The organism is Blautia sp. KLE_1732_HM_1032 (genome assembly GCF_025147905.1).
Classification (GTDB): Bacteria; Bacillota; Clostridia; order Lachnospirales; family Lachnospiraceae; genus Blautia_A; species Blautia_A fusiformis.
In genome coordinates this window covers 1,105,409-1,130,896 of the sequence record NZ_CP102266.1, presented here as the reverse complement: position 1 = coordinate 1,130,896, position 25,488 = coordinate 1,105,409, and the positions used below count along the sequence as shown (strand labels likewise).

General features: G+C 40.9%; 24 protein-coding genes. 2 read left to right on the top strand and 22 right to left on the bottom strand.

Translation table 11 applies throughout. The features are described 5' to 3' along the window. Positions 1–100 precede the first annotated feature (100 nt). The 3 genes from NQ489_RS05470 to NQ489_RS05460 form a co-directional block, all read right to left on the bottom strand. Positions 101–973 carry a phosphoribosylaminoimidazolesuccinocarboxamide synthase gene (locus tag NQ489_RS05470; RefSeq protein WP_044961496.1) on the bottom strand — a complete coding sequence of 291 codons (873 nt, stop codon included), beginning with the start codon at positions 971–973 and terminating at the stop codon, positions 101–103. 124 nt (positions 974–1,097) lie between these two features. After that, on the bottom strand, positions 1,098–2,618 hold the full coding sequence (locus NQ489_RS05465) for an AAA family ATPase (RefSeq protein WP_021651403.1): 1,521 nt from the start codon (positions 2,616–2,618) through the stop codon (positions 1,098–1,100). Continuing rightward, positions 2,615–3,901, bottom strand: a complete 1,287-nt coding sequence (locus NQ489_RS05460; RefSeq protein ID WP_021651404.1) for a vWA domain-containing protein — start codon at positions 3,899–3,901, stop codon at positions 2,615–2,617. The genes NQ489_RS05465 and NQ489_RS05460 overlap by 4 nt, the downstream gene beginning before the upstream one ends. Before the next feature lie 496 nt (positions 3,902–4,397). Here NQ489_RS05460 and NQ489_RS05455 point away from each other — a divergent pair, with 496 nt between their 5' ends. Next, positions 4,398–4,928 (top strand): IS630 family transposase, encoded by a 531-nt coding sequence (locus NQ489_RS05455; protein WP_084449127.1) that lies wholly within the window; start codon positions 4,398–4,400, stop codon positions 4,926–4,928. A 12-nt stretch (positions 4,929–4,940) separates the two neighbouring features. Here NQ489_RS05455 and NQ489_RS05450 read toward each other — a convergent pair whose 3' ends face one another. The 15 genes from NQ489_RS05450 to NQ489_RS05380 form a co-directional block, all read right to left on the bottom strand. Continuing rightward, positions 4,941–5,459, bottom strand: coding sequence for an AAA family ATPase (locus NQ489_RS05450; protein WP_021650656.1), 519 nt, complete (start codon positions 5,457–5,459; stop codon positions 4,941–4,943). A gap of 158 nt (positions 5,460–5,617) precedes the next feature. After that, positions 5,618–7,198 carry a glucose-6-phosphate isomerase gene (locus NQ489_RS05445; protein ID WP_021650655.1) on the bottom strand — a complete coding sequence of 527 codons (1,581 nt, stop codon included), beginning with the start codon at positions 7,196–7,198 and terminating at the stop codon, positions 5,618–5,620. Between the two features lie 239 nt (positions 7,199–7,437). Then, positions 7,438–8,415 (bottom strand): LacI family DNA-binding transcriptional regulator, encoded by a 978-nt coding sequence (locus NQ489_RS05440; RefSeq protein ID WP_021650654.1) that lies wholly within the window; start codon positions 8,413–8,415, stop codon positions 7,438–7,440. 152 nt (positions 8,416–8,567) lie between these two features. Then, positions 8,568–9,497 (bottom strand): class II fructose-bisphosphate aldolase, encoded by a 930-nt coding sequence (locus NQ489_RS05435; protein WP_021650653.1) that lies wholly within the window; start codon positions 9,495–9,497, stop codon positions 8,568–8,570. 12 nt (positions 9,498–9,509) lie between these two features. Beyond that, positions 9,510–10,646, bottom strand: a complete 1,137-nt coding sequence (locus NQ489_RS05430; RefSeq protein WP_021650652.1) for a carbohydrate kinase family protein — start codon at positions 10,644–10,646, stop codon at positions 9,510–9,512. Between the two features lie 36 nt (positions 10,647–10,682). Continuing rightward, complete coding sequence (locus NQ489_RS05425; RefSeq protein ID WP_021650651.1) at positions 10,683–13,448, bottom strand: hypothetical protein; 2,766 nt, start codon at positions 13,446–13,448, stop codon at positions 10,683–10,685. Between the two features lie 34 nt (positions 13,449–13,482). After that, complete coding sequence (locus NQ489_RS05420) at positions 13,483–14,379, bottom strand: glycyl-radical enzyme activating protein (RefSeq protein ID WP_021650650.1); 897 nt, start codon at positions 14,377–14,379, stop codon at positions 13,483–13,485. 8 nt (positions 14,380–14,387) lie between these two features. Beyond that, positions 14,388–16,625 (bottom strand): pyruvate formate lyase family protein, encoded by a 2,238-nt coding sequence (locus NQ489_RS05415; protein ID WP_021650649.1) that lies wholly within the window; start codon positions 16,623–16,625, stop codon positions 14,388–14,390. Positions 16,626–16,644: 19 nt separating this feature from the next. Then, positions 16,645–17,670, bottom strand: a complete 1,026-nt coding sequence (locus tag NQ489_RS05410) for a zinc-dependent alcohol dehydrogenase (protein ID WP_021650648.1) — start codon at positions 17,668–17,670, stop codon at positions 16,645–16,647. Between the two features lie 17 nt (positions 17,671–17,687). Continuing rightward, the gene (locus NQ489_RS05405) at positions 17,688–18,536 is read right to left on the bottom strand and encodes a carbohydrate ABC transporter permease (protein ID WP_044960959.1); all 849 of its coding nucleotides are present in this window, start codon (positions 18,534–18,536) and stop codon (positions 17,688–17,690) included. 16 nt (positions 18,537–18,552) lie between these two features. After that, positions 18,553–19,452, bottom strand: a complete 900-nt coding sequence (locus tag NQ489_RS05400) for a carbohydrate ABC transporter permease (protein ID WP_021650646.1) — start codon at positions 19,450–19,452, stop codon at positions 18,553–18,555. A 68-nt stretch (positions 19,453–19,520) separates the two neighbouring features. Then, positions 19,521–20,792 carry an ABC transporter substrate-binding protein gene (locus NQ489_RS05395; RefSeq protein ID WP_044960957.1) on the bottom strand — a complete coding sequence of 424 codons (1,272 nt, stop codon included), beginning with the start codon at positions 20,790–20,792 and terminating at the stop codon, positions 19,521–19,523. A gap of 297 nt (positions 20,793–21,089) precedes the next feature. Next, a complete protein-coding gene (locus NQ489_RS05390) occupies positions 21,090–21,614 on the bottom strand; it encodes a GNAT family N-acetyltransferase (RefSeq protein WP_021650644.1) in 525 nt (174 codons plus the stop codon). A 225-nt stretch (positions 21,615–21,839) separates the two neighbouring features. Next, a complete protein-coding gene (locus NQ489_RS05385; RefSeq protein WP_021650642.1) occupies positions 21,840–22,001 on the bottom strand; it encodes a hypothetical protein in 162 nt (53 codons plus the stop codon). Positions 22,002–22,047: 46 nt separating this feature from the next. Then, positions 22,048–22,299 (bottom strand): helix-turn-helix transcriptional regulator, encoded by a 252-nt coding sequence (locus NQ489_RS05380; RefSeq protein WP_138270063.1) that lies wholly within the window; start codon positions 22,297–22,299, stop codon positions 22,048–22,050. 594 nt (positions 22,300–22,893) lie between these two features. Here NQ489_RS05380 and NQ489_RS05375 point away from each other — a divergent pair. Continuing rightward, positions 22,894–23,424 carry an IS630 family transposase gene (locus NQ489_RS05375; protein ID WP_084449127.1) on the top strand — a complete coding sequence of 177 codons (531 nt, stop codon included), beginning with the start codon at positions 22,894–22,896 and terminating at the stop codon, positions 23,422–23,424. 35 nt (positions 23,425–23,459) lie between these two features. On the opposite strand, the gene NQ489_RS05370 is transcribed toward NQ489_RS05375, so the two are convergent. The 4 genes from NQ489_RS05370 to NQ489_RS05355 form a co-directional block, all read right to left on the bottom strand. Continuing rightward, entirely contained in the window at positions 23,460–23,891 is a 432-nt protein-coding gene (locus NQ489_RS05370; RefSeq protein WP_015527195.1) for a hypothetical protein, read from the bottom strand. A 157-nt stretch (positions 23,892–24,048) separates the two neighbouring features. Beyond that, positions 24,049–24,708 carry an SdpI family protein gene (locus NQ489_RS05365; protein ID WP_326929022.1) on the bottom strand — a complete coding sequence of 220 codons (660 nt, stop codon included), beginning with the start codon at positions 24,706–24,708 and terminating at the stop codon, positions 24,049–24,051. Beyond that, positions 24,695–24,973, bottom strand: a complete 279-nt coding sequence (locus NQ489_RS05360; RefSeq protein WP_015527197.1) for an autorepressor SdpR family transcription factor — start codon at positions 24,971–24,973, stop codon at positions 24,695–24,697. Before NQ489_RS05360 ends, NQ489_RS05365 begins: the two co-directional genes overlap by 14 nt. 216 nt (positions 24,974–25,189) lie before the next feature. Beyond that, positions 25,190–25,420, bottom strand: coding sequence for an HPr family phosphocarrier protein (locus NQ489_RS05355; RefSeq protein WP_015527198.1), 231 nt, complete (start codon positions 25,418–25,420; stop codon positions 25,190–25,192). Between the last annotated feature and the right edge of the window lie 68 nt (positions 25,421–25,488).

The window sequence follows — 25,488 nt, the reverse complement described above, 5'->3', positions numbered from 1 at the left end:
GTTTTGTTTTTGTCCTGTTTTATACAGAAAGAAGCCGCCTCGGAATGGGCATCCGAAGCGGCTTGTAAGGTATATTCTATTTCAGAGCTGCTGTTATTTTTCAGGCCAGTTCTTTTCCTGTAAGCATTTTGTATGCCTGGAGATATTTCTCAATAGTCTTGTCAACGATCTCCTGCGGAAGTGTCCAGTCGTTGTCCGGATTGGCTTTCAGCCAGTCACGTGCAAACTGTTTGTCAAAGGATGGCTGACCATGTCCTGGTTCATAGCCTTCTGCCGGCCAGAAACGGGAGCTGTCCGGTGTCAGCATCTCATCACCGATAACCATGTTTCCGTCCTCATCAAGACCAAACTCGAATTTTGTATCTGCAATGATGATTCCCTTGCTGAGTGCATACTCTGCACATTTTTTGTAAAGAGCAATGGTGTTGTCACGAAGCTTTTCTGCATACTCGCGTCCTTTTCCTGGGAAGTATTTCTCAAGATGATCGATACTCTGCTCAAAGGAAATATTCTCATCGTGATCACCGATCTCAGCCTTGGTAGATGGTGTGTAGATCGGCTCAGGCAGCTTGTCGGATTCCTTCAGTCCCTCCGAAAGCTTGATGCCGCATACAGTGCCGTTCTCCTTATAGCTTGCCCAGCCGCTTCCTGTGATATATCCACGTACGATACACTCGATCGGAAGCATGTTCAGTTTACGGCACATCATGGATTTTCCTTCGAATTTCTCCTGCTGGAAAAACTCCGGCATATCCTTGGTATCTACAGAGATCATGTGGTTCGGAAGAATGTCCTCAGTCATGTCAAACCAGAATTTGGACATCTGGGTCAGTACAGCACCTTTCTTTGTAACTTCGTTATTCAGAATTACGTCAAAGCAGCTGATACGGTCTGTTGCAACCATGATCAGACTGTCTCCATTGTCATAGATCTCACGTACTTTACCTTCTTTGATTGGTTTTAATTCCTGCATGTTCTCACACCTCATCATTCGGTTATTTGATTTTTGTTTTCGACACCGTTACCGTATCACCTCACAAGCCCTCCTGTCAAGATGTCAGGCCCCTTTCAGTCATAAGTATTCGTTAAGGGATCATTCATATTTCTAATAGTGATGCACATTCCTCCTGAAGCTTTTTCTCCTGTTTCCGGTAAAGAAGCTTCTCACTGCAGGCAAAATAAGGATCACAGCCATACTCTCGGATAAAGGCCGCCGCATGGCTGTTCCGGGTCAGTCCGGTGACAAAAAGCACCGTTTCCTGTCCGTCCCCGAAGCATTCCTTCATAAATGCAAATGCCTGTTCCAGCTCCCCGCTGATCTTTTTCGCACAGGCTTTTCTATTCTCCGCCATTTCCGTAAACAGCTGCCGGATCCGTTCAAAGCCAGCCTCTGTTTCTGTGATATGCTCCTTTCGGATAGTAAGGCTGAATTCCTCCAGAGTGCGGATCACAAGCTCTTCTGTAGTCTGCTGATCTGCGGTAAGAAGCTCCGCCTCCAGACGGACAGCCAGACTTTTCTTCTTCATATCTGTAAATTCATCCAGCGCTGTCATGTCCTTTTTATCCTGAAGAAAAGCTTTCAGATGCAGAAGTTCCTGATAAACAGCACCTGTCTCACCATCCATCTTCTCATAGGTCAGAAAACCTCCGTTCAGACCGTCAAGCAGAAGCCCTGTCACAAGGAAGCGTTCCTCAAAGGAAGCTTCCTTCGCCATTTTTACCTTTTTCTGCTGTTCCTCCTCCGGCATCTCTCCGGAAAGCAGACGTTCCAGGCCATAGTCCTCTCCGTACTTCCGGTACAGCTGATAGCTGGCAAAAAAGCTTCTTGCGATCTCCTCTCTGCATAAATACTCCCCGACCAGATTCTCTGTGATCTCCACGCCCAGCTCCTCATAAGCCTTCAGGATCTCAGACAGGTCTTCCCAGCCTCTTGCTGTCACGAAGAATTTCCCGTCCACTGTATTTTCCACAGAATAAAAATGATCCTTTTTCATGCCGAGATAAGCCAGGATCGATCCGTGGATCTCCTTTTTCCAGGCATACTCCATCCACACCTCAAGATCTGCCTCGATATCCATCCTCCGCACACGGTCCAGTGTTACAATATCAAACTCCCGGACCGATTTATTATATTCCGGAGGATTTCCTGCTGCCGCGATCAGCCATCCTTCCGGCACACTGTGGCTTCCGAAGGTCTTGTTCTGAAGGAACTGCAGCATGGTAGGCGCAAGTGTCTCGGAGACACAGTTGATCTCATCGATAAACAGGATTCCCTCCTTCTTTCCGGTACGTTCCATACAATCATACACAGAAGCAATGATCTCGCTTAAGGTATACTCTGTGATGCTGACCTCTTTTCCGTTGTAGCACCGGGTCACGATCCTTGGCAGTCCTACCGCACTCTGTCTTGTATGATGGGTAATGGTATAGGCTACCAGACCTACATTACATTCCTCTGCCACCTGCTCCATGATCGCTGTTTTCCCGATTCCGGGAGGCCCCATAAGCAGGACGGGACGCTGCCGGAGTTTGGGAAATGTGTAGCGTCCGGCTGCATCCTTCCGGTTGTAAGCCAGTAAGGTATGTTTGATCTCTTCTTTTGCCTCTTTTATGTTCATGTTCTGTAACGCACTCCTTCCTGTTCTGCCACAAGCCGGATCGCCCAGGGCGGAACAAGCTCCATTTTTTCTGTTTTATGTAAAAATACAAAGGCCGTTTCATAATCCGGTTTGCTTCCGGGATATATCCCATCCCCGTCTGTAAAATAGATCAGAGCCTTAAGACTGCGGATTTCTTTTTTCTCCTGCTGCTCCTTCACATACCGGAACACCGGCCGGAAATCTGTTCCGCCCCGGCCCTGTATGGTGATATTTTTGCTGTATTCCTTCCATTCTTCCTCGGAATGGATCACCTTAACATCCTGGATACAGCAGTCACACTGGATCAGGTACACCTTCATTTTATGGAAAAAATTCTCTTTTTCACTGAGAATGGAATACGTTTCTCCAAGGAATCTCCGCACAGTCTCTCCATCACAGGAGCCGGAAGTATCAATGGCGATCACCAGCTCCTCCAGACGGTTCACTTCCTTATATTCCAGCGGCTCGATCAGCGGAAGATTTCCATAATGCTCCATCCCGTAATTATAAAAAATATAATCAAAGCTTTCCGTATCCAGCTCCACCTCTTCCCGCAGCACAGAAAACTGACGGAGAAATTTTTTGTAATCGTATCTTCCGGATCTTACCGTTCCTGCCTCTTCCTTCTGGTCCCCTTTCTGACTTCCCCGCCGTTTCCGGTGATCCTGACGGTTTGCGGCAGTATAGGAAAGAAGCTTGTTCCATTTTTCCTTTGTTCTTTTTCCTTTTTCTCCTGTGCAGGCATCCCATAGTGAGTGATCATCAAAATGGAACGCTTCTTCCATCTCTTCCAATCGAAATGGAAATACCTGATCTTTCAGTTTCTGGCAGATCTTTTCTGCGGAATCCGCGCCGTTTCCAAGCATATGGAAAACTTTTTTCCGGATTTTTTTTTCATTTCCACCTGTCTCCAGAACCGGGATCTTTTCTCTGGAAATGATCTGTTCCACCGCAATATCACAGGCTAGGTTCCATAAACGTCTGTCTTCCTGATTTTCCCGAAAAAGATGCAGATACAGGCAGTGCAGCAACATATGCAAATACCCTCGTCGCACTGCCTCCGGCTTTTTCACATAAAGTTCCAGCAGATATTCCGGAGAAAAAAGGAAGAACTCTCCGTCTGTTCCAATGGTTCTGGTCTCTTCCGAACCCTTCCCGGAAATGCAGGCAAAAGCACCGTCCAGATATGGAAAATAGTAGTACAGTTCGTTCCTCACATTTTCCAGGATATGTATTCCCAGTTCTTCCTGATTCCGGTCCACCGAATCCGCCTCCTGTCCTTCTGATCAAACTATAGCACTCCAAAAAAATACTGCACACTCTTGACAACAGGACTATGATAGAGTCAAGAGGTGATTATTATATTACATGATGAAACACGTAAACTACTTATTGAAGCTTGGAATAAAACGCACAATGCAAAAGAAATCCCAGAGTGTTTTTCTGTGAATACCAGTACTGTTTACCGCCTGGAAAAACAAATGCGTGAAACAGGTTCTGTAAAAACAAGAACATCACAGAGAGGACGTAAACATGCCCTGACACCGTAAGATATCCAAAATATTGACCGGGTGGTTCAGCAGGAACCAGATATCACAATTGATGAAATCATCGATAAACTTGGTCTGCATGTTTGTAATGAAACAGTCCGCAAGGCAGTTATTAAACTCGGGTATTCTTACAAGAAAAAATCTCTTCATACCTCAGAGCAGGAGCGTCCCCGATGTCAGGGAAAAACGCAGAAACTGGAAAAAACATATGTCGGAGAGAGACATAAATCATCTGGTCTTTCTGGACGAAAGCGGAGTAAACATCAATATGACGCGACATTATGCCAGAGCATGGAAAAACCGGAGAGCAGTAGATAAAACTCCACTCAACACGCCCTGCAATACAACCGTTCTTTCTTCCATACGTCTGAATGGAGACTGTGCCTATACAGTCTATCAGGGAGGAACTACTGCAGAGCGGTTTGCAGAATACCTGAAAACAAAGTTGCTGCCGACGCTTTCAGAAGCAGACATTATCGTTATGGATAATATGCGTTCCCATCATGCAAAAGTGGTGAAACAGCTACTGGACAGCTCAAAAGTAACCTATCTGTATTTACCCCCGTATAGTCCGGATCTGAATCCGATTGAAAAGATGTGGTCAAAACTCAAAGCATTTTTAAGGAAAGAAAAGATACGGATTGCATCGGAATTACCATCAGCTATTTCAAAAGGATTTTTAACAATTCGTCCAAAGGACTGCATAGGGTGGTTTCATTCGTGTAATTATGTGCAATAATTTATTGGATTGCTATAATAATGTAGAAAGCCTCTTAAGAGAAGAAACTAAACTGTCAATATTGGAGGCTGTTACAAAGTCTCCTTCTTTTACATTCGTATATCCAGAATATAGTGCTTTTTCATCTTCTGTCAGTTTCGAACTGTCTTTCAGGAAAGAAAATCGCAAAACTTCCATACCTATGATATTTGCCAGGCCCTTACATGCAGCCTCAAAAGACTGACCTTCTACACCTTTCAGACTGATGAAAATGACAGGAAACTGCCCCATATAAGTCTCACACAGTTCTTTTTCTTTTGAAATATTCAGACTCTGAAACAGGTTTTTATCACAGCCGATTTCAAAAAATGATTTAAGCATATTCATATTAAGGCTTTTTCCGAAACGACGTGGACGAGTAAAAAGATTCACTTCACCCCAGTTTCTCAACAAATCTGCAATCATCTCGGTCTTATCCACATAGTAAAAATCTTCTCTTATCAACTTTTCAAAATCATCCACACCAATGGGAAGTTTTTTTCCATATACCATGATCCTGCTCCTTTCAAAAGATTATTACATATATCTTATCATTTGACCTGTTTAATGGCAAGTTACAAGGTGATTTTCCACGTGTAAAACACAAGCCCTCCACCTACAATTTGTAAGCGAAGGGCTTGTATTATTTCATGATTGATCTAACTTTCAAATCAGATATTCAGCAGATCGCTGAATACTTTCAGTGCTCCATCTGTCTCATGTGCAAGAACACGTTTTGCAAGAACTTTACCAAGCTGAACACCTTCCTGGTCAAAGCTGTTCAGGTTCCACAGGAATCCCTGGAACATTACTTTGTTTTCAAAGTGTGCAAGGAGTGCACCAAGGCTTGCAGGATTTACCTGATCACCAATGATGATGCTTGACGGACGTCCACCTTCAAAGTTCTTATTGCTGTTTTCATCAGATTTACCACATGCAAATGCAACGATCTGAGCTGCAACGTTAGCGCAGAGTTTCTGCTGGCTTGTGCTGTCCTGGATCACTACATCTGTGCCCATCTGGTTATTTCTGTATCCGATGAACTGAAGCGGTACGATATCAGTTCCCTGATGAAGAAGCTGATAGAAAGAATGCTGTCCGTTTGTTCCTGGTTCTCCAAAGATTACCGGTCCTGTTACATAATTTACAGGATCACCGAAACGGTTTACAGATTTTCCGTTAGATTCCATATCAAGCTGCTGCAGATGTGCAGGGAAGCGGCTGAGTGCCTGTGAATATGGAAGAACTGCTGTGCTTGGATATCCAAGGATGTTTCTTTCATATACGCCGATCAGCGCATCCAGCATAGCCGGGTTCTGCATAACATCTTCGTTTTTAGCAAGTTTATCTTCTTCTGCTGCACCTTCAAGGAATTCTGCAAATACTTCCGGTCCGAATGCCAGAGATAATACAGCACCGCCAACTGCAGATGTGGAAGAATAACGTCCACCGATATAATCATCCATGAAAAATGCTGCAAGATAATCATCACTCTTAGCAAGTGGAGAAGTCTCACTTGTAACAGCGATCATATGCTTGGAAGCATCCAGTCCTGCATTTTTAAGAGCATCTTTTACGAAGGATTCATTTGTCAGTGTTTCAAGAGTTGTACCTGATTTAGATACCAGTACGAAAATGGAATGTGCAACATCAATAGAATTCAGGACTGCTGCTGCATCATCAGGATCTACATTGCTGATGAATCTGGCTTCCATTTTAAATTTGTCATTTTTCTTTGCCCAGTTCTCAAGTGCAAGGTACATTGCACGCGGACCAAGGTCACTTCCGCCGATACCGATCTGAACAACAGTTGTGAATTTTTCTCCTGCTGCGTTTGTAATCTCACCTGCATGTACTTTATTGGCAAAGTCAGCAATCTTCTGCTGCTGTTCTACATAGAAAGCACGTTTGTCAACGCCGTCAGCTGTAACAGTATCACCAAGCTGGCCACGTGTCAGCTGATAAAGAACGAGACGTTTCTCACCTGTATTGATCATTTCGCCATTGTAGAGAGCTGCGTATTTTTCAGTAAGCTGTGCTTCTTTTGCAAGCTTTTTGAGACCTTCAAGTACGTCGTCATCTACCTGTTTTGCAGCATAGTTATATGCAAGACCAGCAGCCATCGGTACGCTGTATTTTTTAACACGTTCTGCACCATTTTCTCCGGTCATAGCTTCTACAAGGTTTACTTTCTTTACATTTGAAAGTTCTTTGAAAGATTCAAGAGTATCCAGGTTGTTCCAGGTACTCATAATAAGATTCCTCCTTAAAATTAGATGTTCCCGCTGTTTTCAGGATTCGTTTCAATCTCTTTGATTATAATATCAAATGAAGGTAAATTCAAGTCTGCAAACGGAGGTGTGGATATTCTCTCTATAAAATCAACGCCCTTTTTCCCTCATCTGGATCGTACACCTTAAAAAAAATTACAGAGAAAGCTCCTACAATGCCATTCAACACTATAGGAACCTTCTCTGTAATTTTTTTTATTCTATTCTGTCGTTTGCCCTTTCACCAGACAAACATCCTTCAAAATAATATCTTCATGTAATTTTGCACCATTTATTTTCTTTAATAATACATCTACCAATGTATCTGCCAATTCTTTTATTGGCTGTGAAACATAAGTCATTGACGGATAACTTATCTTTGCAATCAGCGTTCCATCATATCCTACTGCTTTAAATTCATCAGGAATACACATTCCCCTCTCACCTGCACATTTTAACGCATTCATAATGATCAAATCTTCCGAAAACATTGCATCCATTTCCGGATATTCATCAAAAAGTTTATTCATTTGCTGATGATATTCTTCTGTTCTTTGTTTTGTATTCCAGATATAATCGATACATTTTACACCATTTTTCTTCAATGTTTCTGAAAAAACCCTATGACGATTAATAGAAGGAGATTTATCTGTTACAACAGCCGTTACATTTAAAACGCATTTGCAGTCATTCTTTATAATTTCATTTGCAGCCAGCAAACCACCCTTATTATGGTCAGAATAGATGGTTGGAATCTCTTCCGCAACTCGATAATCAAATGCCACAATAGGAAGATCCAGATTCTGATATTCGGACTCTGCTAACATATGCGTTCCAAGAATAATACCATCTACCATATTTTCTCTCATCATTTTTATATAATCTCTTTCTTTATCTTCCGTATCTCCGGTATTACATAAAAAAAGTTTATAATGATGTTTATAAAGTTTTTTTTCGATGTATTTCGTTATTTCCGCCCAAAAAGGATGCGAGCTGTCAGGCACGATCAGACTAATATAATAAGATTTTTGTCTAAAAAGGTTTCTAGCAATCTGATTTGGGACATAATCAAGCTGATCAATTGCTTTATATACACTTTCGTATGTATCCTGTGATATATACCCTTTATTATTCAATACTCTTGAAACAGTTGTTACAGAAACTCCAGCCAGTTTGGCCACATCTTTAATATTTGCCATTCAATCCTCCGTGATTTTACAGATTCGCTTGTTTCTTTATATTATAACTATTTATTCATGTATTTCGCAAGCCAAACTCTACTTTTGCACACAAAATCTTCAAAATGCTCTAGTCAACCTCTTATTCTGTTTCTGCTCGGATCAATAATACCCTATTTTCCAACAATTTCTTTGAGAACACCCTGAACAACAGCTTTTACAAGTTCATCCTGGGATGGCTGGTCTAATACACCTTTTCCATTGCTTGAGAAAAGTATCATCTTCTTCATGGTTTCCTGTTTAACAGCCTCAACTGCCGCCGGAATCAAATCAATGATACCTTTATTCATACTTTCAAATTTGCGGAATTCAGCCTCTACTGCTGCCACATTGATATCCGTAAAAATATTGATCTTGCTTATACCTTCCTGAATCGCACGTTTGAAGTCGTTGTCTGTAAGTCCGGAACCGCCATGCAGAACAAGCGGTACATCTACTGTATGAGCAATGGTATTAATTCTCTCAAAATCAAGCTTTGGAGGCAACTTATATGCCCCGTGGGCAGTTCCTACTGCAATTGCAAGAGCATCCACACCTGTTTTGTCAACAAAGTCTTTTGCCATCCTCGGATCTGTATAGAAATCAGCCGGATTGATATGGGCGCTTCCCTCTGCAGAATCCGGGTTGTCACCTACATGTCCGAGTTCGCCCTCGATGGTTGCTCCATAAGAATGCGCGATGTCTGCCATTTCTTTAACTTTTCTTACATTATCTTCATAAGAATCTGTAGAGCAGTCATACATAATGGATGAGAATCCAAGTTCCAGAGCTTTCAGGCATGTTTCTTTCTTAAGGCCATGATCCAGATGAATAACTACCGGAACATTTGCTTTCTTAGCCATAGGAATAAGATAATAGGAAACCTCTTCCAGTGGTCCGTATGGAAGAAGTACTTCCGCAGTTCCCATGATAACCGGTGACTGAGAATTTTCTGCTGCTGCAATGATTCCTCGCGCCAGTTCCAGGTTTACCGCATTAAATAGTCCTACTGCATATTTTCCCTTTTTTGCCGGATAAAGCACATCATTCATATTAACTAACATTTTTTCTACCTCTTACTTTCTTTTTTCCCAACCTGCGGCAATCTTCTTCTGTACTTCATCAAGTGGAATGATTCCACTGAGCGCATCATAGGTCTGTACACAGAGCGCTCCGGTCGCTGTTGCAAGATGAAGAGCATCCTCCCAGCTTTTGCCTTCCAGGATAGCACTTAAGAATGCAGCAATCGTCGTATCTCCGGCGCCTGTTCCAGATGCGACTTTGTCTTTTTCTACGAAATAACTCTTCTCAAAAGCTTCTTTGACTGCCCATGTCTCCGCAATCTCTTCTCCGATTCCACCACCAATCTTCAGAAGCTGTTCCTTGGCTGCTGTGCGAAAATAGATGCCCGGTGTACCACATTTGATCAGGATAACTTTTGCACCATAGGAGAGAAGCTTATCTGCCAGTGGCCTGATATCTTTTTCAACATCAAGGAAGTTCGTTACATCTGAACCATTTGCCCTTTCGTTCCATTCATGATAACGGTCACGGTCCAGCATAATGCAGAGTTCTTCAACACTCGGCACAAAGAAATCAATGTACGGAATCACAGATTTCAGAACTTCGTTCCAATCCTGGGTACCTGCTTCTGTACTTTCTTCAAACATTGCCATATCAACAGAGATTGCAACTCCCTGTTCATGAACAGCCTTTAAAAGACGAACCAGTTCTTTGCCGCCATCAATATACATCTTCCGCATCAGCGATGGATAGCCAAAATGGAACAGATTTGCTCCTTTTACCTTTTCCAGATCGATATCATCCAGAGTAAATGTATCATTAGCACCTGAGCAGTGAAGGAAGATCCTGTCAATGCCTGCCGGTGCAAGGATTACAGAATAAGAAGTTCCGACTCCTTTTCTTACAATCATGCTCTCCGGAGATGCACCATATTTTTCCAGTTCGTTGAGAACCATCTGACCAAATGCATCATCTCCGACCATTCCCATTAGTTCTACATCTGCGCCAAGACGTTTCATGCCAACACCTGTGTTGGATACCGATCCGCCAAGACTTACTTTGGCCGCATCCATTGCGATTAGTTGCCCCGGTCTGAAAAGGTCTTTGATGTTTTTTTCTTCCTTGCTCTTAAAAGCCGGTGTAATATCCAGACAGATATGTCCGGCTGCAATTGCTTTCTTTATGCTCATGTTCTATCCTCACAGTTATTTCTTACCATACCGATTTTATTCAGTTTCATAAGCATATATATCCACCTTATGCTCTCCTGTCATTTCCTTGCCAAAGGAACCTTCCACCAGATTTCCATCCATTTTTACTGTATAGCTGTCACCATGCCCATGTATCTCAAATACAAATTTTGCATTCTGATATGGAACAGAATCAAGTACTGCTCCCTCAAATTCATCCAAAATACATGGATGTATCTGAATTCCCTGTTCACTATAACGTATTCCAAAAATTCCATTAACAATAAATCCAATAAAACCTGCCGCATGCCATGGCAGGTGCGGCCATCTCCACGCTCTTCCTGTATCAACATCCATTACTTCATGAAAAGATTTATTCAGGAGCACATTTCTCACCTGTGCATAAATAAGTTTTTTCAGAAACTCTTTATTTCCACTTTCACCAGCTGCCTCTGATAACCCAAGCGTCCATGATACCCAGCATGCTCTCCAGAAATGGTTTTTTTCTTTGCGGAACGGATACCAGTTAATTCCAAACTCAGAAAATGCCTCTGGATTACTTTCGATTGTCTTCAAAAACAGATTTCTCTGTCTCTCAGTTGCAATACCAAATCGTGGCCACAAAACCATTTCTGCCCCAGTCGTCTCCCACCAGCCTTTTTCGTATGCTTCACTTCCTATTGGTCCACTTGTAAAGCATTCTTTTTCTTCATTCCAGTATTTTTCCTTTATGGATGCAAGCATTTCCTTCGAACGACTTTCCCAGAACTTAATTCTCTCCGGATAGCATCCTGTCACCTCACATATTCTGGCGACATCCTGATACATCAGGGCAAATGCAATTTCTGTTCCAAGACAGTATCCGCCATTCTCCGGTTCTTCAAAAGCATCCTGCGCAAGACACATGGTTGCATGAACCAGCTGCATTTCTTCATCATAACGTGCATCCGCTTCTTCTGCATATTTTATAATTCCAGGTAACATTTCATACAAAAGCTGGATATCTCCAGTTGTTATATAATGATCCCATGCTGCAATCGCCGGCATGGCAGCACAGTCAACACCATTATTAAATCCATGTTCAGAAATATAGGATAACGACTCCCTGGCTTCATCCGGTGCAAGTAGATTCTGACATCGAAATGCTGCATGGCAGGTATCTCTTACCCAACTTCCAAAACCTTCTCCTTCTCTTTGAAAAACAGCCGCATTCATCAGACCTTCTTGTCCTGGCAAGGCATACTTTTTATTTCTGTTCTGACACATAATATCTGTTGCAAGCGAAAATGCTGCATTTATGACGTTATGCTCTGTATGTAATTTCGGGTAGGCTGAATCTTCCGGTGCGTCCCAACGCTCGGTTCGGTTCTGGATTCTTGTCATGTCTCCCCACGGAGTATCTCTCCAGCAGAATTCTTCCACCGCGCGTACAGGTGATAAAACTATTTTTCCACCACGCAGTGCCCATGCTGCAGGTTCTCCATAAATACGATCTTCTACACATTTCTCATATATTGTGTAAGATTCAGATTTAAACAACGGCTGTCCTTTTTCTTCCTGTTCGATCAGCCTTCTGTTTTCTTCTTCATATCTCGTAGATCTTAAACCCCATATATTCAGACAAATGACAGAGGCTGTTTTTCCATTCGTATGGATTTCAAAATACGGGTCCGCATTATATTGCAGATAAAATGATGGATTATTGATATTTTCCACCTGCTCACTTCGAATCTTATAATCTTCTTTTTTCGGTCCATTATCCTGTACTATGAGCATTGCATTCTTTCTGTCTGCATATAATTCCTGAATTGCCATGTCCCTGTAGAAATGCAGATACAGTCTTCCTTTTTCCGTTGGAATTTTCATTTTATATCCCTGACAGTTCAGTGTCTGATCTAATGCCTTCCAGACCCACTTCACTCCACACAGCTCAAACTCAATTTCCGGTTCCTGTCCGACAAACATCTCCAGTTCTACCTCACAGGCCTTTGTCTGAATATCAGATAAAATATTTTCAGGTGCCAGAAGTCGGACTTCCGGCCATACGTCTGGTCCCTGACGAAATCTCATGAGAAATTCAAACTTTTTATCAATATGCTCATTATGCCACTGTCTAACCCACACTCGCAGATTATCCATCTGTGCAGCTGGCTTTATCTGTTCTCCTGAAAAAACGGATGGAATACTGATTGCATTAGATGATGCAACACCTTCACACGTTTTTTTCGCAGTCTGACCTAGAATCCAGATTTTTCCATCTTCTTCAAATTCTATTTGTTTTTCGACATCTCCAATCCATTTATCTGATTTCCGGCAGTTGATTTCAATTTCTTCTAACTCATTCTCCTCGGATTTCCAGTGCAGCAGATCCTTGCTTACAAGTCTCATAGCTGTTTGATTTTCTTCATTTCCTGTCAGTGAACATGGATCGGTTACACAATCTAAAACCCACTGTTCTCCTGCTTTTTTTACACTGTTCAGTTCCCGGATACATCCGGTTGGCGGCATATAATGAATGACAGACTTAGACAGTTCTCTTCTTCTCTGTTTTTCCGGATCATCAGAAAGTTCTATTGCATTGATCCATCTGCTCGCCGGACCTTCTGCCTGAATATCGTCCCCGAAAAAATCTTTCAGGGGATATGCCATCCAATAGTCCACTCTTGTCTTAGATACTTTCATCTGAATAGTTTCTTTTTTTCCAGTACTGTCTGAAATAGTTATAATACATGGATCTGCATTCTCTTCATAAGGAATGCGCAACCAGTTTTCTTCGTGCTTTTTCAGAAAATGCTTTTTCATTTCTGTCTCTGTTCCTTTCTGTTAGCAATCTTCTTTATTCCACTACGTCAATCTTTTTACTTCTGTAAACTTCTTTCAACAGCTCCAGCTGTTTTTCATCAGGTGCTTCAAACATCTGCTGATTCACTCCGACATGTTTTGCTTTTTCAACTCCAAAATCATGATACGGCAAAAATTCCACACTCTTGATGTTTCTTCCAAGAGCTGCAAAAAAATCTGCTGTTGCAACAGCATTTTCTATCTCATCATTGATTCCTTTTATAATTGGAAGCCTGATCATGATCGGTCTGTAATTCACCAGTTTTTTCAGATTCTCTTTGATCAGGGTATTTTCTGTTCCTGTATATTCTTTATGTTTTTCATTGTCAAACATCTTAAAATCTACAAGAAACAGATCTGCACATTCTGTCATTCTGTGTATCACTTTCCAAGGAAAAGCAAGTGCTGTTTCAAAAGCAACTGAAATATGCTCTTTCTGAAGTCTGTTGCACAAATCATATAGAATCTCTGCCTGCATCATTGGTTCTCCACCGGAAAAAGTAACACCACCTTCTGAAATTTCATAGAGTCTTCTGTCTCTGAGCAAAAGTTCCGATAATTCTTCAGCAGAATAATAACTTCCTACGATTTCCAATGCTTCTGTGCAGCAAATTTCCACACACTTTCCACACACAGTACAAAGAGTTCTTTCATAAATATGCTGCCCGTTTTGTATCTGTTGTGCTCCTGAGGGACAGATTTCAATACACTGACCACAGCCAATACATTTATTTTCCGTATAACTCAGTATACTTTCCTTTTTCCATGTCTCCGGGTTGTGACACCATTTGCACCGCAAATTACATCCCTGTAAAAATACAGTTGTCCGTATTCCCGGTCCGTCATGCAGAGAAAAGTTCTGTATCTGACTTACCAGTAATTTTTGCTTCATTTTACCGCTTACCTCTGTGTACGCTGAATTACCTCATTCTGCATTTCCGCAGTCAATGTATGGAAATATGCACTGTATCCACACACTCTTACTACAATATTTTTATGTGTTTCCGGATTTTTCTGTGCCTCTAAAAGTGCATTCCTGCTGATAACATTAAAATCCATAATGCTTCCGCCATTTTCACAGAAGGCCCGCATCACACTTGCAAACAATGACGGCTGCGGAGTTTTATACATCAGTGGAATGTCCATATAAATAACTGCCCCACCCGGATATTTCGTGTAATCCATTGTTTTTATTGCATCAAGTAATGCTGCAATATTGATGTTTTCTGTACTTTCACTTGGGTTAACGCCTCGTGAGAGAGCACTTTCACTTTTTCGTCCATCGGCCGTTGCAATCGTTACATTTTTAAACCAGTTATAAGAATAAAAAGCAAATAATGACGGCTCAAATTTTCCGCCTCTGTAATTTGCCTGTCCTCCAAGACATTCAGCCAGATCATCCATAACCTTTTTTCCAAATTCTGTAGCATCTTTATCCTTGCAAAATTTTGGGACTTTATGAAGCAAATATTGTCGAAGGATCTCATCATCTCTGAAGTCTTCTTTCATCGCTTTAAGCAGGTGACCAAATGTCGTAATCTTATCTTCATATACTGCCTTCTTTATCGCATATAACGAATCAATTACTGTCCCTGCACCCGCAGCAGCAAAATTATCTGTATTATAGACAGCACCGCCTTCTGAGACATCTTTTGCCGTCTCAGTACATGATGGCATAGTTGCAGAAAAGAACAACGACGGATTTATTATTTTCCACCATGAACCATATTCGTTATATTTTTTCACAAAGAAATTCAGTTCATTTCTATAATTTTCAATTACAATATGATAGAATTCTTCAAAATCGCTCGCATTCGCAGCTGGAATAAATTTAAATCCATCCCTTTTAAATACGTCATTCCAGTACTCTGGATATAAGGATCCATTTAACATCTGCACAAGATTAAGATAGGTATATGCTCTGCTGTTGACTTCATTAGAAAGACAGATTTCCTGGCAGCCACCTGCGACATAAAGTCGACAGTCTTCCAGACTTTTTCCCTGCTTCTGATTTGCTGGAATTATCACATCATCATTAAAGACAGACAGCACATTCAGACCCATTCCTGCCAATTCACCAACCTGCATCAGAAATTCATCCGGATGCTTTGCCGATATTCTCACCTGTAGTTTCGGATTTGCAAAATGATATTTTTTATAACTGTTTATGATCATCCTGCTTATGTCATTATAAACAATATTGCCATTTTTATCACATCCGCCTATAATAATATCTGCATTTGTGCCCCCTGGCAGGTCTGCTTCAAGATCCCATCTTGCATCTGTCATTGATACAAAACAGTCAACCAGTTCCTGCGCCTCATCCGGCGTTATTCGATTATTTTTCAAATCTCTTTCATAATAACTAATCAGGATTCTGTCCAAATGGCCAATCACAGCAAATCCAAGACCATCTAACGCATTGCACATCTCACGCGTAAACCAGATTGCACACATTGCTTCATAAAATGTTTCTGCCGGTTCAGATGGAATTCGGCGTGCCGTAACAGCAATCATTTTAAGTGCCTTTACATGTTCCTCATCGTGTTCTGTTTTCAGCATTTCCTCCGCTTTTTCTGCAAATCTTTCAGAAATTTTTTGCAGACTTCGGCATACATCGACCATACATTTTAAAAAATCCTGCTGATGATCTGTAAGATTTTTCTCTTCCAGACGCATCATTGCATGTCTGATTATTCCTGATAGACCATATTTCAACACAGTTTCACAATTTGCATAGTGATGCGCCGCATCCATAAACTGTGGTCCGTTCATGACACCATATTTTCCGTAGTATCCACTCCATTCTCCATATTCATCTACAAAATCTGGGTATTGCTTCATTAGCCAACATCCAATGCCTGGCTGTGGCGGGAACGATGCCGTAACACTGTTCTGTTCTCTTCCTGTATCAATTTCTGCATAAAACGGACTGGATGGAAAAAGAATCACTTCAGCATCCCTGGCTGCAATTCTGTAGATCCATGTTTTTTTCTGAAAAGAGCTTGCCTTTGGATTTTCTTTCTGGAGGCGGTCCAGTTCTTCTTCCATTCTGGAAACATCGGTTGGATAATTAGAATATACCTCTTTGGTCTCTTTAAAATATTCTTCTTTATTGAATCGATAACCTGCCATCATGCGTTCCTCCTGAGTTGCCTTAAAAATTTAAAACTACCTTCAATGCAGTTCTGTCTTTTACTGCCTGAAATCCTTTTTCATAATCATCTATTGAAAATCTATGTGTCACAAATAAATCGATGTCTATTTTCCCATCCATAATCGCATCACAAACCGGCTTATGTACTTCTGCTTCTACCTCAGGCACCGGCCACTGCACATACTGAATATTGAAATTCCTGAGTTCCGGTAATGGTACATTCAGATTTTCTCCGCTTTTTAAGCCATATACAGCAATTGTCCCTGTCTCTTTAATATAGTCCAGACACTGCGTGATTGTCTGATTTGATCCAATCGTATCTATACAGATATCGGACTTTCTGTCAAACAGATCAGAAGCTTTTTTCTTTTCTTCTTCGTCTTTGTTAAGAAATGTACCTGCTGCTCCCAGTTTTTCTGCTGTTTCCAGCTTGTCTCTGTGATTTCCCAGGACATAAATCTCCTGAATTCCCATCAGTTTTGCACAGCTTAGAAAAGCAAGCGCAACCGGTCCGTCTCCGAGTATGACCATCTTCTTTTTATCTTCAACGCCGATTCTTTTTAATGCACTGTATGTTTCCTTTAAAGTTATCAGCATAGAAGCAGCTTCTGCCTGCATTCCTTCCGGGCACACCTGCTGTGTAATTCCAAGATTAATATCTTTTACATCGGCCTGGTCTGCCATGGCTGCTTTATAATCTTTTACAATTCCATATTCAGCAAATCCGCCCCAAGCGCTGGAAAATTTCTCATTATCCGGTTGTCCTGCCCTGACTACAAGATCTCCCACTTTAAAAGAAGTAACTTTTTTGCCGATTTTAACAACTCTTCCTGCATCTTCGTGTCCTAAAACCGCCGGATATCTCGTTACTTCTCTGACTTTTCCTCCAATAACTCCCAGATCCGTTCCGTTACAGATCATACAGCATTCATTTTTTACCAGTGCTTCATACTCTCCGATCTCCGGAATCGGAAGCTTTTCTTCCAGGTACAGTTTATTGTCTTCTGTTACCACTAAACCTTTCATAACTGATCTCCTTTTTACTATTTAATGCCGGTTGCAGCTACAGACTGCATAAAATATTTCTGGAATGCAAAAAACAGAATCAGAACAGGAATCATTCCAATCACGATAACACCCATGATCAGATTCCATGTCGGCTGTTTGATTACAGATGCGCCACAGATTGAACTTATTCCCAATGTTACTGTCCATTTGCCTTCACTTCTGACGGATAACAACATCCAGATCAGATTATTCCACGCAGAAATAAATGTATAAATTCCTAATGTTGTCATACTTGATTTCGTATTTGGCAGTAAGATCTTCCAGAATATCTGGAAATGATTTGCTCCATCAATTTTTGCTGCTTCATCCAGTTGCTTCGGTATTCCCATATAAAACTGGCGCATAAGAAATGTTCCAAACGGAATGGACCATGCTACCTGCGGAAGTATCATCCCCATATATGTATCCAGCATATTGAGATTTCTACACAGATTATAAGACGGAATCAGTCTTACAGTAATCGGAATCATCATCGTTGACAAATAAAGAATAAAAACAATATTTCTGCCTTTGAACTCAAGTCTGGTAAATACATATGCAGCTAAACTACAGAGGAAAATAGTAAGTGCGGTCACTGCTATCGCAACAATAAATGAATTAAAAAAGCACTTGGGAAAATCCAGCAGCTGCCATGCTTTTGTAAAATTCTCCCATTGCGCTGCTTTCGGCAAAATTCTTCCAACACTTGTTGCAAGATCTGTATCCGATTTCAATGCAGTAGATAATATATAAACAAATGGAAACAGCATGATTACTACAAATGCAGCTATAATTACCCAGATTAAGCTGTCTCCCAGAATTTTATTTCTTAATTTTCTGGTCATAATCTCTTCTCCCTTCTCAATCTTTGTCACTTGTCAACTTTAACTGTACAACCGAAATAATAATCGAAAGAATAAAGATAAATACTGCCATTGTACAGGAATATCCCATTTTCAAAGATGAGAAAGCAGTCTTATATAATGTCAGCCCAGTTAAATACGTACTTGTTCCAGGTCCACCATTTGTCATCGTATAAACAAGATCAAATTCCTGGAACGTACCGATTACACACATGAGAATAATATATGTAAGAACTGGTTTCAGCTGCGGCAATGTAATATAAACAAATTTATGCCATGCATTTGCACCGTCCAGATCTGCCGCTTCAAAAAATTCCTGCGAAATTTCCAGACGTCCTGCAACAACCATAACCATGTAATATCCTGCCCATCTCCAGATTGTTACGATTGCCATAGAACCCAGTGCAATCTTGCCATCTGTCAGCCAGCCAATTTTTTCGAATCCCAATACACTCAGGAAGTTATTGATAACACCATAATTCGTTCCCATCAGATATCTCCATGCAACACCGGTTGCAACCAGAGAAAGTGCACATGGTAAAAAGAAACTGCCTCTGATAAATTTCGAAATAACTTCACTTTTATTATTTGCAAACAACACAAGTTCACACATAATGATAGAAAAAATGACAATTGGCGGAACATTCATCAGGATATACTTGATCGTGTTGCCCAGACTTGTCCACCAGAGTTTATCTTTCAGCAGATTTTGATAATTCTCTAATCCTGTAAATATCTTACCTTTTAATGGATTCCAGTCATAAAATGACATGTGGATGGAATCTACCATTGGCCAAAATACAAACAATCCCAGCAAAATCAGGGACGGCAACAGAAACAAAACAGCAATCCGCCAGTCTCCTTTTTTACGTTTTACTACTGTTTTTGCGTTACTCACATGAATCCCTCCTAGTTAAATCCAAGGGATGATACAGAGTATTTTCCATATCATCCTTTTATTCTTAGTTACTGAGCAAGTAAACCATTTAACTGATCTGCCATGCTATCCAGCGTACTCTTGATATCAGCATCATTATGCCAGATTTCATCAAAATACTGTCCAATGATCGTCTGCTGGTCTGCAAATGTTTCTGTAAGGTCAATATATCCTGCATATTTCAGTCCTGTATTAAACAATTTCATATCATGGTTTTCGTCAAACATAGATACGGAAAGATCTGCCTGAGACTTTCTTACTGCAATCTGTGGAGATGTATTATCTTCAAGATATAATGCAAGCCCCTCTTCGCTGGTCAGATATTTAATAAACTTTTCTGCTGCTTCCGGGTTTTCACAGCTGCTTGAAATGCCAATACCATTCAGGAAAAGTACTTCTGCCTGTGTACCATCATTTGCACGTGGCGCATTCATTGCTTTCCAGTTTACATCGTCCTGAAGATATGTTGAATTCCAGAGAGCCACACGACACATAGCAATCTGACCCGCATTAAATTTTGTAATCAGTGCATCATAACCGTCTCCCAGTTTTTCTATTGCCGGCACATAACCTTCATCTACAAGACTCTTGACATATTCGAAAGCCGCAACGGTTTCATCTGAATTCCATCCACAGGTTTCATCATCATTCAAGTAGCTTCCACCAGCTTCTGTAATCCATGGATACATAGTATCGATTGCGGAAGACAGATCATTGATAATTGTCGGATATTCGATTCCAAGTTCATCTTTGTGTTCCATTAATGTTTTACATGCATCTGTAAACTCATCCCATGTAAATCCATCTTCCGGAACTTCAATTCCACACTTGTCAAACATATCGACGTTGTAAACCCATCCATAATTTCCTCCGTCCAATGGAAGTGAATACCAGTCACCATCATATGTACAATAGTTTTCTGCAGCATCCCAGAAATCATCAAATTTATATTCTGTATCTGCTTTCAGTGCATCTACATCGAATTTCTGTAATGCCCCGGCATTTGCAAGAATCTGTGTAGTTCCTGTATTACAGTTGATAAGATCCGGAAGGTCACCCGCTGTAGCTTCTGTCAAAATTTTAGTTGCATAATCTGATACTTCTTCAAAATTAATTTCAATATCCGGATTTTCCTTTTCAAAAGCTTCGACAACTTTCTGATATTTATCATAGCTGTCATAGCTCTGCCAGTTTAATGTAATTTTATCCCCGGAATCTCCCTTGGCAGCCATTACATCCACCCCACTACCAACTGGTACCATACATGCTGTTAATGCAAGTGCAATTACCTTTTTCTTCATTTTGTTCTCCCTTCGTATTGTGACTTTTTCCATATGTCAACCGGTTTCATATTGTTTATTTTTTTTAATATATCATTTAATTTTTATTTTGTAAATATGCTTTTTTCATTTCATGCATTATGTATGGTTTTATCAAATTATTTTTGTATATTATTCACAATTTCGCGGTTTTTAAAGAATATAAAAAGCCCCTACAATGCCTTTCGACACCATAGGAGCTTTCTCAGCAATTTCTCTTTATTCTATTTTTTACATTGATTGCCATTATGATTTTCCTTTTTATTTCGTAAGCTAAAATCAGTTCAGAATACTATCCATCTCATGCCAGGCTTCTCCGCCCCACACAGAATCGCCGATCCCATGGTCTTTAAAGCCAAATTTCTTATACATCTCAACCTTATCCGGGAGGCAGGTCAGGATCAGCTTCTTTCTTCCCCTGGCGCGCTCTCTTTCCTTATATTGTTCCATCAGTTTTCTTGCCAGCCCCTGGTGTTGGTACTCTGGGAGCACATCCAGCCCAAGAAGCATAATGTTTACGCCCTCCGGATCATGTAGATTCGCATCTGTAAAAAAGTCATCTGTCAGATGTTCTCTGTCTGTTGCAAGTCCGTTAAGAAAACCTGCAATCTTGCCTGTCTCCCGATCCACAACAACCAGAAAAAGATCCGATGCTTTTTTTATTCGTGACTCCATATGTTCATAAGTACACGCTTCATTTGGCGGAAAACAGATGCTTTCAATCTCTGCAGCCTGTTCAATTTCATCCTTATGAATGTTTCTGAATTCATATTTTTCATGTATTACTTTGCTGTTCTGTTTCATCAATCCCTCTCCTGCTCATGACAGGTCAATACTGTTATGCTGATCACCTGCTACTATTTTAATATCTGTTTTACATTGTAACATATTTTGTCCCTCACCACATGTAAATAATACCAGCCGACTGGATTACTTCCTGATTTACTTCTCTCAAAAGATCCACTATCTGTTTATCTGATAGTCCATTTAGTTCTATGTCTGAAGATTCTTCTTTCATAGTTTCTTCATCTAGTCAAGCATGTCCTTCATCTTATCATATGATCTCTGACGGTCTGCCAGCGCCTCCTCCAATGAAACATTCTGGTATACATCTTTGACCTGCTCTTTCGTCCAGATATCACCCATTTTACCTGTTTCTCTGATAAAGTTGTTTATTTCCTTATCTTTCATGCTTTCCTTCTCCTTTACTTATTCTTTTTTATAAGTATAGTTCTTTTTAATTCTCTTTGTATTCACGATTCGTGAAGTCTTCTTCCATCAATTTTTCCATTTCGACATGATAACGCTGTGCTATCGCATATGCCGTTATAAGATCCGGGAGACGTTCTCCGCTTTCATAATTAGCAATAGTTGTAGAACCATAACCAATGCTCTCCCCCAGTTCTGCCTGAGTCTCATTATGACTGATTCGCAGTCTTCGTATGTTTTCTCCTATTATTTTGTTCCATGTTTTTTTCTGTTTTTCCATAATATAAGCCCTTTCTGCACTTTGTTTTTTCTTACGTGCATAAAAGGACTTGTATTTTTCGCGTACCACCTGTAGAGGAAAGGGGCTGTCTTTCCGACAGCCCCAGTTCAATACTCACAATATTTTCTTATAGCACTCCAAAAAAATACTGCACACTCTTGACAACAGGACTATGATAGAGTCAAGAGGTGATTATTATATTACATGATGAAACACGTAAACTACTTATTGAAGCTTGGAATAAAACGCACAATGCAAAAGAAATCCCAGAGTGTTTTTCTGTGAATACCAGTACTGTTTACCGCCTGGAAAAACAAATGCGTGAAACAGGTTCTGTAAAAACAAGAACATCACAGAGAGGACGTAAACATGCCCTGACACCGTAAGATATCCAAAATATTGACCGGGTGGTTCAGCAGGAACCAGATATCACAATTGATGAAATCATCGATAAACTTGGTCTGCATGTTTGTAATGAAACAGTCCGCAAGGCAGTTATTAAACTCGGGTATTCTTACAAGAAAAAATCTCTTCATACCTCAGAGCAGGAGCGTCCCCGATGTCAGGGAAAAACGCAGAAACTGGAAAAAACATATGTCGGAGAGAGACATAAATCATCTGGTCTTTCTGGACGAAAGCGGAGTAAACATCAATATGACGCGACATTATGCCAGAGCATGGAAAAACCGGAGAGCAGTAGATAAAACTCCACTCAACACGCCCTGCAATACAACCGTTCTTTCTTCCATACGTCTGAATGGAGACTGTGCCTATACAGTCTATCAGGGAGGAACTACTGCAGAGCGGTTTGCAGAATACCTGAAAACAAAGTTGCTGCCGACGCTTTCAGAAGCAGACATTATCGTTATGGATAATATGCGTTCCCATCATGCAAAAGTGGTGAAACAGCTACTGGACAGCTCAAAAGTAACCTATCTGTATTTACCCCCGTATAGTCCGGATCTGAATCCGATTGAAAAGATGTGGTCAAAACTCAAAGCATTTTTAAGGAAAGAAAAGATACGGATTGCATCGGAATTACCATCAGCTATTTCAAAAGGATTTTTAACAATTCGTCCAAAGGACTGCATAGGGTGGTTTCATTCGTGTAATTATGTGCAATAATTTATTGGATTGCTATAGTTTTTCACCAGATTTATTTACAATTCAAATTCCTTCTCTTTAAATCCATAATTTGCTTTTTTCAAATGGAGAAGTCCCATCAGCGCTGCAGGTCTCCTCCACTCTTCAGCCAGTTTCAGGAACACCTCCAGCTCCTGTTCCCCAAACCATTCGTTCTCATAAAGCTTCTCGATCTTTTCCCAGTCATCTTCCAGGATCAGGCGTTCCACAGCCGGACGGATCCTTTTCTTAAGATATGCTCCATAATGCGCGCGTTCCTCTTCCTCCACACCTTCCTCCAGAAAATATCCCCGCAGGGCAACTGCCAGCCGCAGCGGCTCCTGCTTGGTACTTCCGAATTTCCGGTAAAGATGAATGGCCTCTTCTTTGGCATCCTCGTTCTCCGCCCGCATTTCAAGAGCAGTGGCAGCAACTTCCACATCTTTTTGAAAACGGCTTAATTCTGTCATAATGATCCCTCCTGTCTGCTGTCTGTTTATAGTGTTCGAGAAAATGCTTTTGTATGACATTATCATATCACGTACCGCTTTGTTTGAACATTATTTTTTGATAAAAAAGAAGCCGCCACTGCCTTTTTTCTGACAGTGACGGTCCGAAATTATTTTCTCAGATTCCCTTTTTATAAAGAATAAATGAATAGATCATTGGCACAAGGATGACCAGCAAAATTACCGCAAAAACAATTTCCGTTTTCAGGAGCAGCGAATTCATAAGAAAAAGCAGCCCTGACAGGATCAGTATCCAGCCTGTCATACGGTTGGTACGGTTCCAGTTCTCCTCGCTGTTCAAGGTCCAGGGAAGCTTCATTCCCACTGTATAATTCTGTTTCACCTTATGAACGTAATTTCCGAGAATGATAAACATGATCCCCACCATGATATTCACGATCACACCTATATCAATGTCCATACCCAGAGCAAGACCATAGATTGACATGCAGGTGATCACAGACACCACCGGAACCAGCCACAGGACCATGGTAAAAATACGCCTGTTGATATTTTTTCTCTTTGGATCATTGGCTGTAAAAAACACGCAAAACAAATGGATCAGCAAAAGCAGAAATGGAATTCCAAAAACTGCCATCGGCTTGCTGCTCCAGCCGTTGGCCACATTGTGCTGATCAAAATGTGTTGCGATCTTCTCCGGCAGACGGTTCCACAGCAGGATCCCTGCCAGTGACGGTGAGATCGTAAGGATACTCCCGGAGATCAGGGACATTTTATATTCCTTCAGAAACTCTTTTCTTTCTTCACCTTTCATCATTCTTTCCCCCTTTCAGATCACTGAGCCACAGAAGCAGCTCCTCTACAACTGTGGTATTCAGTTCATAATACACGAAATTCTTCACCTTCGTTTCCCACACAAGATCTGCTTTCTTCAAAATTTTCAGATGATAGGATATGGTTGCACCCGTCATGTCAAAATGTCCTCCGATCTCACCGGCTGACATTTTCCCGTTTTTCAGAAGCTGCAGGATTTCTCTCCGCACAGGATCCGAAAGTGCCTTGAAGGTTTCCGCAAACGCCATCGTGTATGTCTTCCTCCTTTCAGATAGTATTTAGAAATATTTCTAAATAGAATATAGCATTTTCGAATTTCCCAGTCAATAAGTATTTAGATTTTTTTCTAAATACTTACATTTGTCATCTATAAAAAAATGAGGATACCGATCATCGCCTCTGCGATCTTACGATATCCTCATTCACCATCGATCAACCATTATTTATTTTTTCCCCTCTTAAACCTACCTCATGCAAAAACCAAGACTGGATGTGATCTCCGGCGCAAGCTCCGGCACATGTGCACAAAAGTCCATCTCTCTTCCAAGGCCAATGGATGCAACTCCAAGAATGGATTTGCCATTTACCGTTCTGCTTCCCCTTTTCAGATCCACTGCAAACGGAAAATGCTCCGTCACATCAAGAAAACGGTTCACTTCATCCATGCTCTCAAACTGTACTTTTTTTACTGTCATCGTTTTTTTCACCTCTTTTCTCTATCTATACTACTATTTTACTATGATATAATTATTTGTATAGAGTA

What these genes read in the sequence shown, in the direction of transcription:
- NQ489_RS05385 (WP_021650642.1), bottom strand. Translation starts at nt 22,001, where the DNA reads ATGAAAGATAAGGAAATAAACAACTTTATCAGAGAAACAGGTAAAATG.
- NQ489_RS05420 (WP_021650650.1), bottom strand. Translation starts at nt 14,379, where the DNA reads ATGAAGCAAAAATTACTGGTAAGTCAGATACAGAACTTTTCTCTGCAT.
- NQ489_RS05435 (WP_021650653.1), bottom strand. Translation starts at nt 9,497, where the DNA reads ATGTTAGTTAATATGAATGATGTGCTTTATCCGGCAAAAAAGGGAAAA.
- NQ489_RS05380 (WP_138270063.1), bottom strand. Translation starts at nt 22,299, where the DNA reads ATGGAAAAACAGAAAAAAACATGGAACAAAATAATAGGAGAAAACATA.
- NQ489_RS05405 (WP_044960959.1), bottom strand. Translation starts at nt 18,536, where the DNA reads ATGACCAGAAAATTAAGAAATAAAATTCTGGGAGACAGCTTAATCTGG.
- NQ489_RS05445 (WP_021650655.1), bottom strand. Translation starts at nt 7,198, where the DNA reads ATGAGTACCTGGAACAACCTGGATACTCTTGAATCTTTCAAAGAACTT.
- NQ489_RS05440 (WP_021650654.1), bottom strand. Translation starts at nt 8,415, where the DNA reads ATGGCAAATATTAAAGATGTGGCCAAACTGGCTGGAGTTTCTGTAACA.
- NQ489_RS05375 (WP_084449127.1), top strand. Translation starts at nt 22,894, where the DNA reads ATGTCGGAGAGAGACATAAATCATCTGGTCTTTCTGGACGAAAGCGGA.
- NQ489_RS05455 (WP_084449127.1), top strand. Translation starts at nt 4,398, where the DNA reads ATGTCGGAGAGAGACATAAATCATCTGGTCTTTCTGGACGAAAGCGGA.
- NQ489_RS05470 (WP_044961496.1), bottom strand. Translation starts at nt 973, where the DNA reads ATGCAGGAATTAAAACCAATCAAAGAAGGTAAAGTACGTGAGATCTAT.
- NQ489_RS05430 (WP_021650652.1), bottom strand. Translation starts at nt 10,646, where the DNA reads ATGAGCATAAAGAAAGCAATTGCAGCCGGACATATCTGTCTGGATATT.
- NQ489_RS05365 (WP_326929022.1), bottom strand. Translation starts at nt 24,708, where the DNA reads ATGATGAAAGGTGAAGAAAGAAAAGAGTTTCTGAAGGAATATAAAATG.
- NQ489_RS05395 (WP_044960957.1), bottom strand. Translation starts at nt 20,792, where the DNA reads ATGAAGAAAAAGGTAATTGCACTTGCATTAACAGCATGTATGGTACCA.
- NQ489_RS05415 (WP_021650649.1), bottom strand. Translation starts at nt 16,625, where the DNA reads ATGATGGCAGGTTATCGATTCAATAAAGAAGAATATTTTAAAGAGACC.
- NQ489_RS05360 (WP_015527197.1), bottom strand. Translation starts at nt 24,973, where the DNA reads ATGGCGTTTGCGGAAACCTTCAAGGCACTTTCGGATCCTGTGCGGAGA.
- NQ489_RS05355 (WP_015527198.1), bottom strand. Translation starts at nt 25,420, where the DNA reads ATGACAGTAAAAAAAGTACAGTTTGAGAGCATGGATGAAGTGAACCGT.
- NQ489_RS05370 (WP_015527195.1), bottom strand. Translation starts at nt 23,891, where the DNA reads ATGACAGAATTAAGCCGTTTTCAAAAAGATGTGGAAGTTGCTGCCACT.
- NQ489_RS05425 (WP_021650651.1), bottom strand. Translation starts at nt 13,448, where the DNA reads ATGAAAAAGCATTTTCTGAAAAAGCACGAAGAAAACTGGTTGCGCATT.
- NQ489_RS05465 (WP_021651403.1), bottom strand. Translation starts at nt 2,618, where the DNA reads ATGAACATAAAAGAGGCAAAAGAAGAGATCAAACATACCTTACTGGCT.
- NQ489_RS05410 (WP_021650648.1), bottom strand. Translation starts at nt 17,670, where the DNA reads ATGAAAGGTTTAGTGGTAACAGAAGACAATAAACTGTACCTGGAAGAA.
- NQ489_RS05450 (WP_021650656.1), bottom strand. Translation starts at nt 5,459, where the DNA reads ATGGTATATGGAAAAAAACTTCCCATTGGTGTGGATGATTTTGAAAAG.
- NQ489_RS05390 (WP_021650644.1), bottom strand. Translation starts at nt 21,614, where the DNA reads ATGAAACAGAACAGCAAAGTAATACATGAAAAATATGAATTCAGAAAC.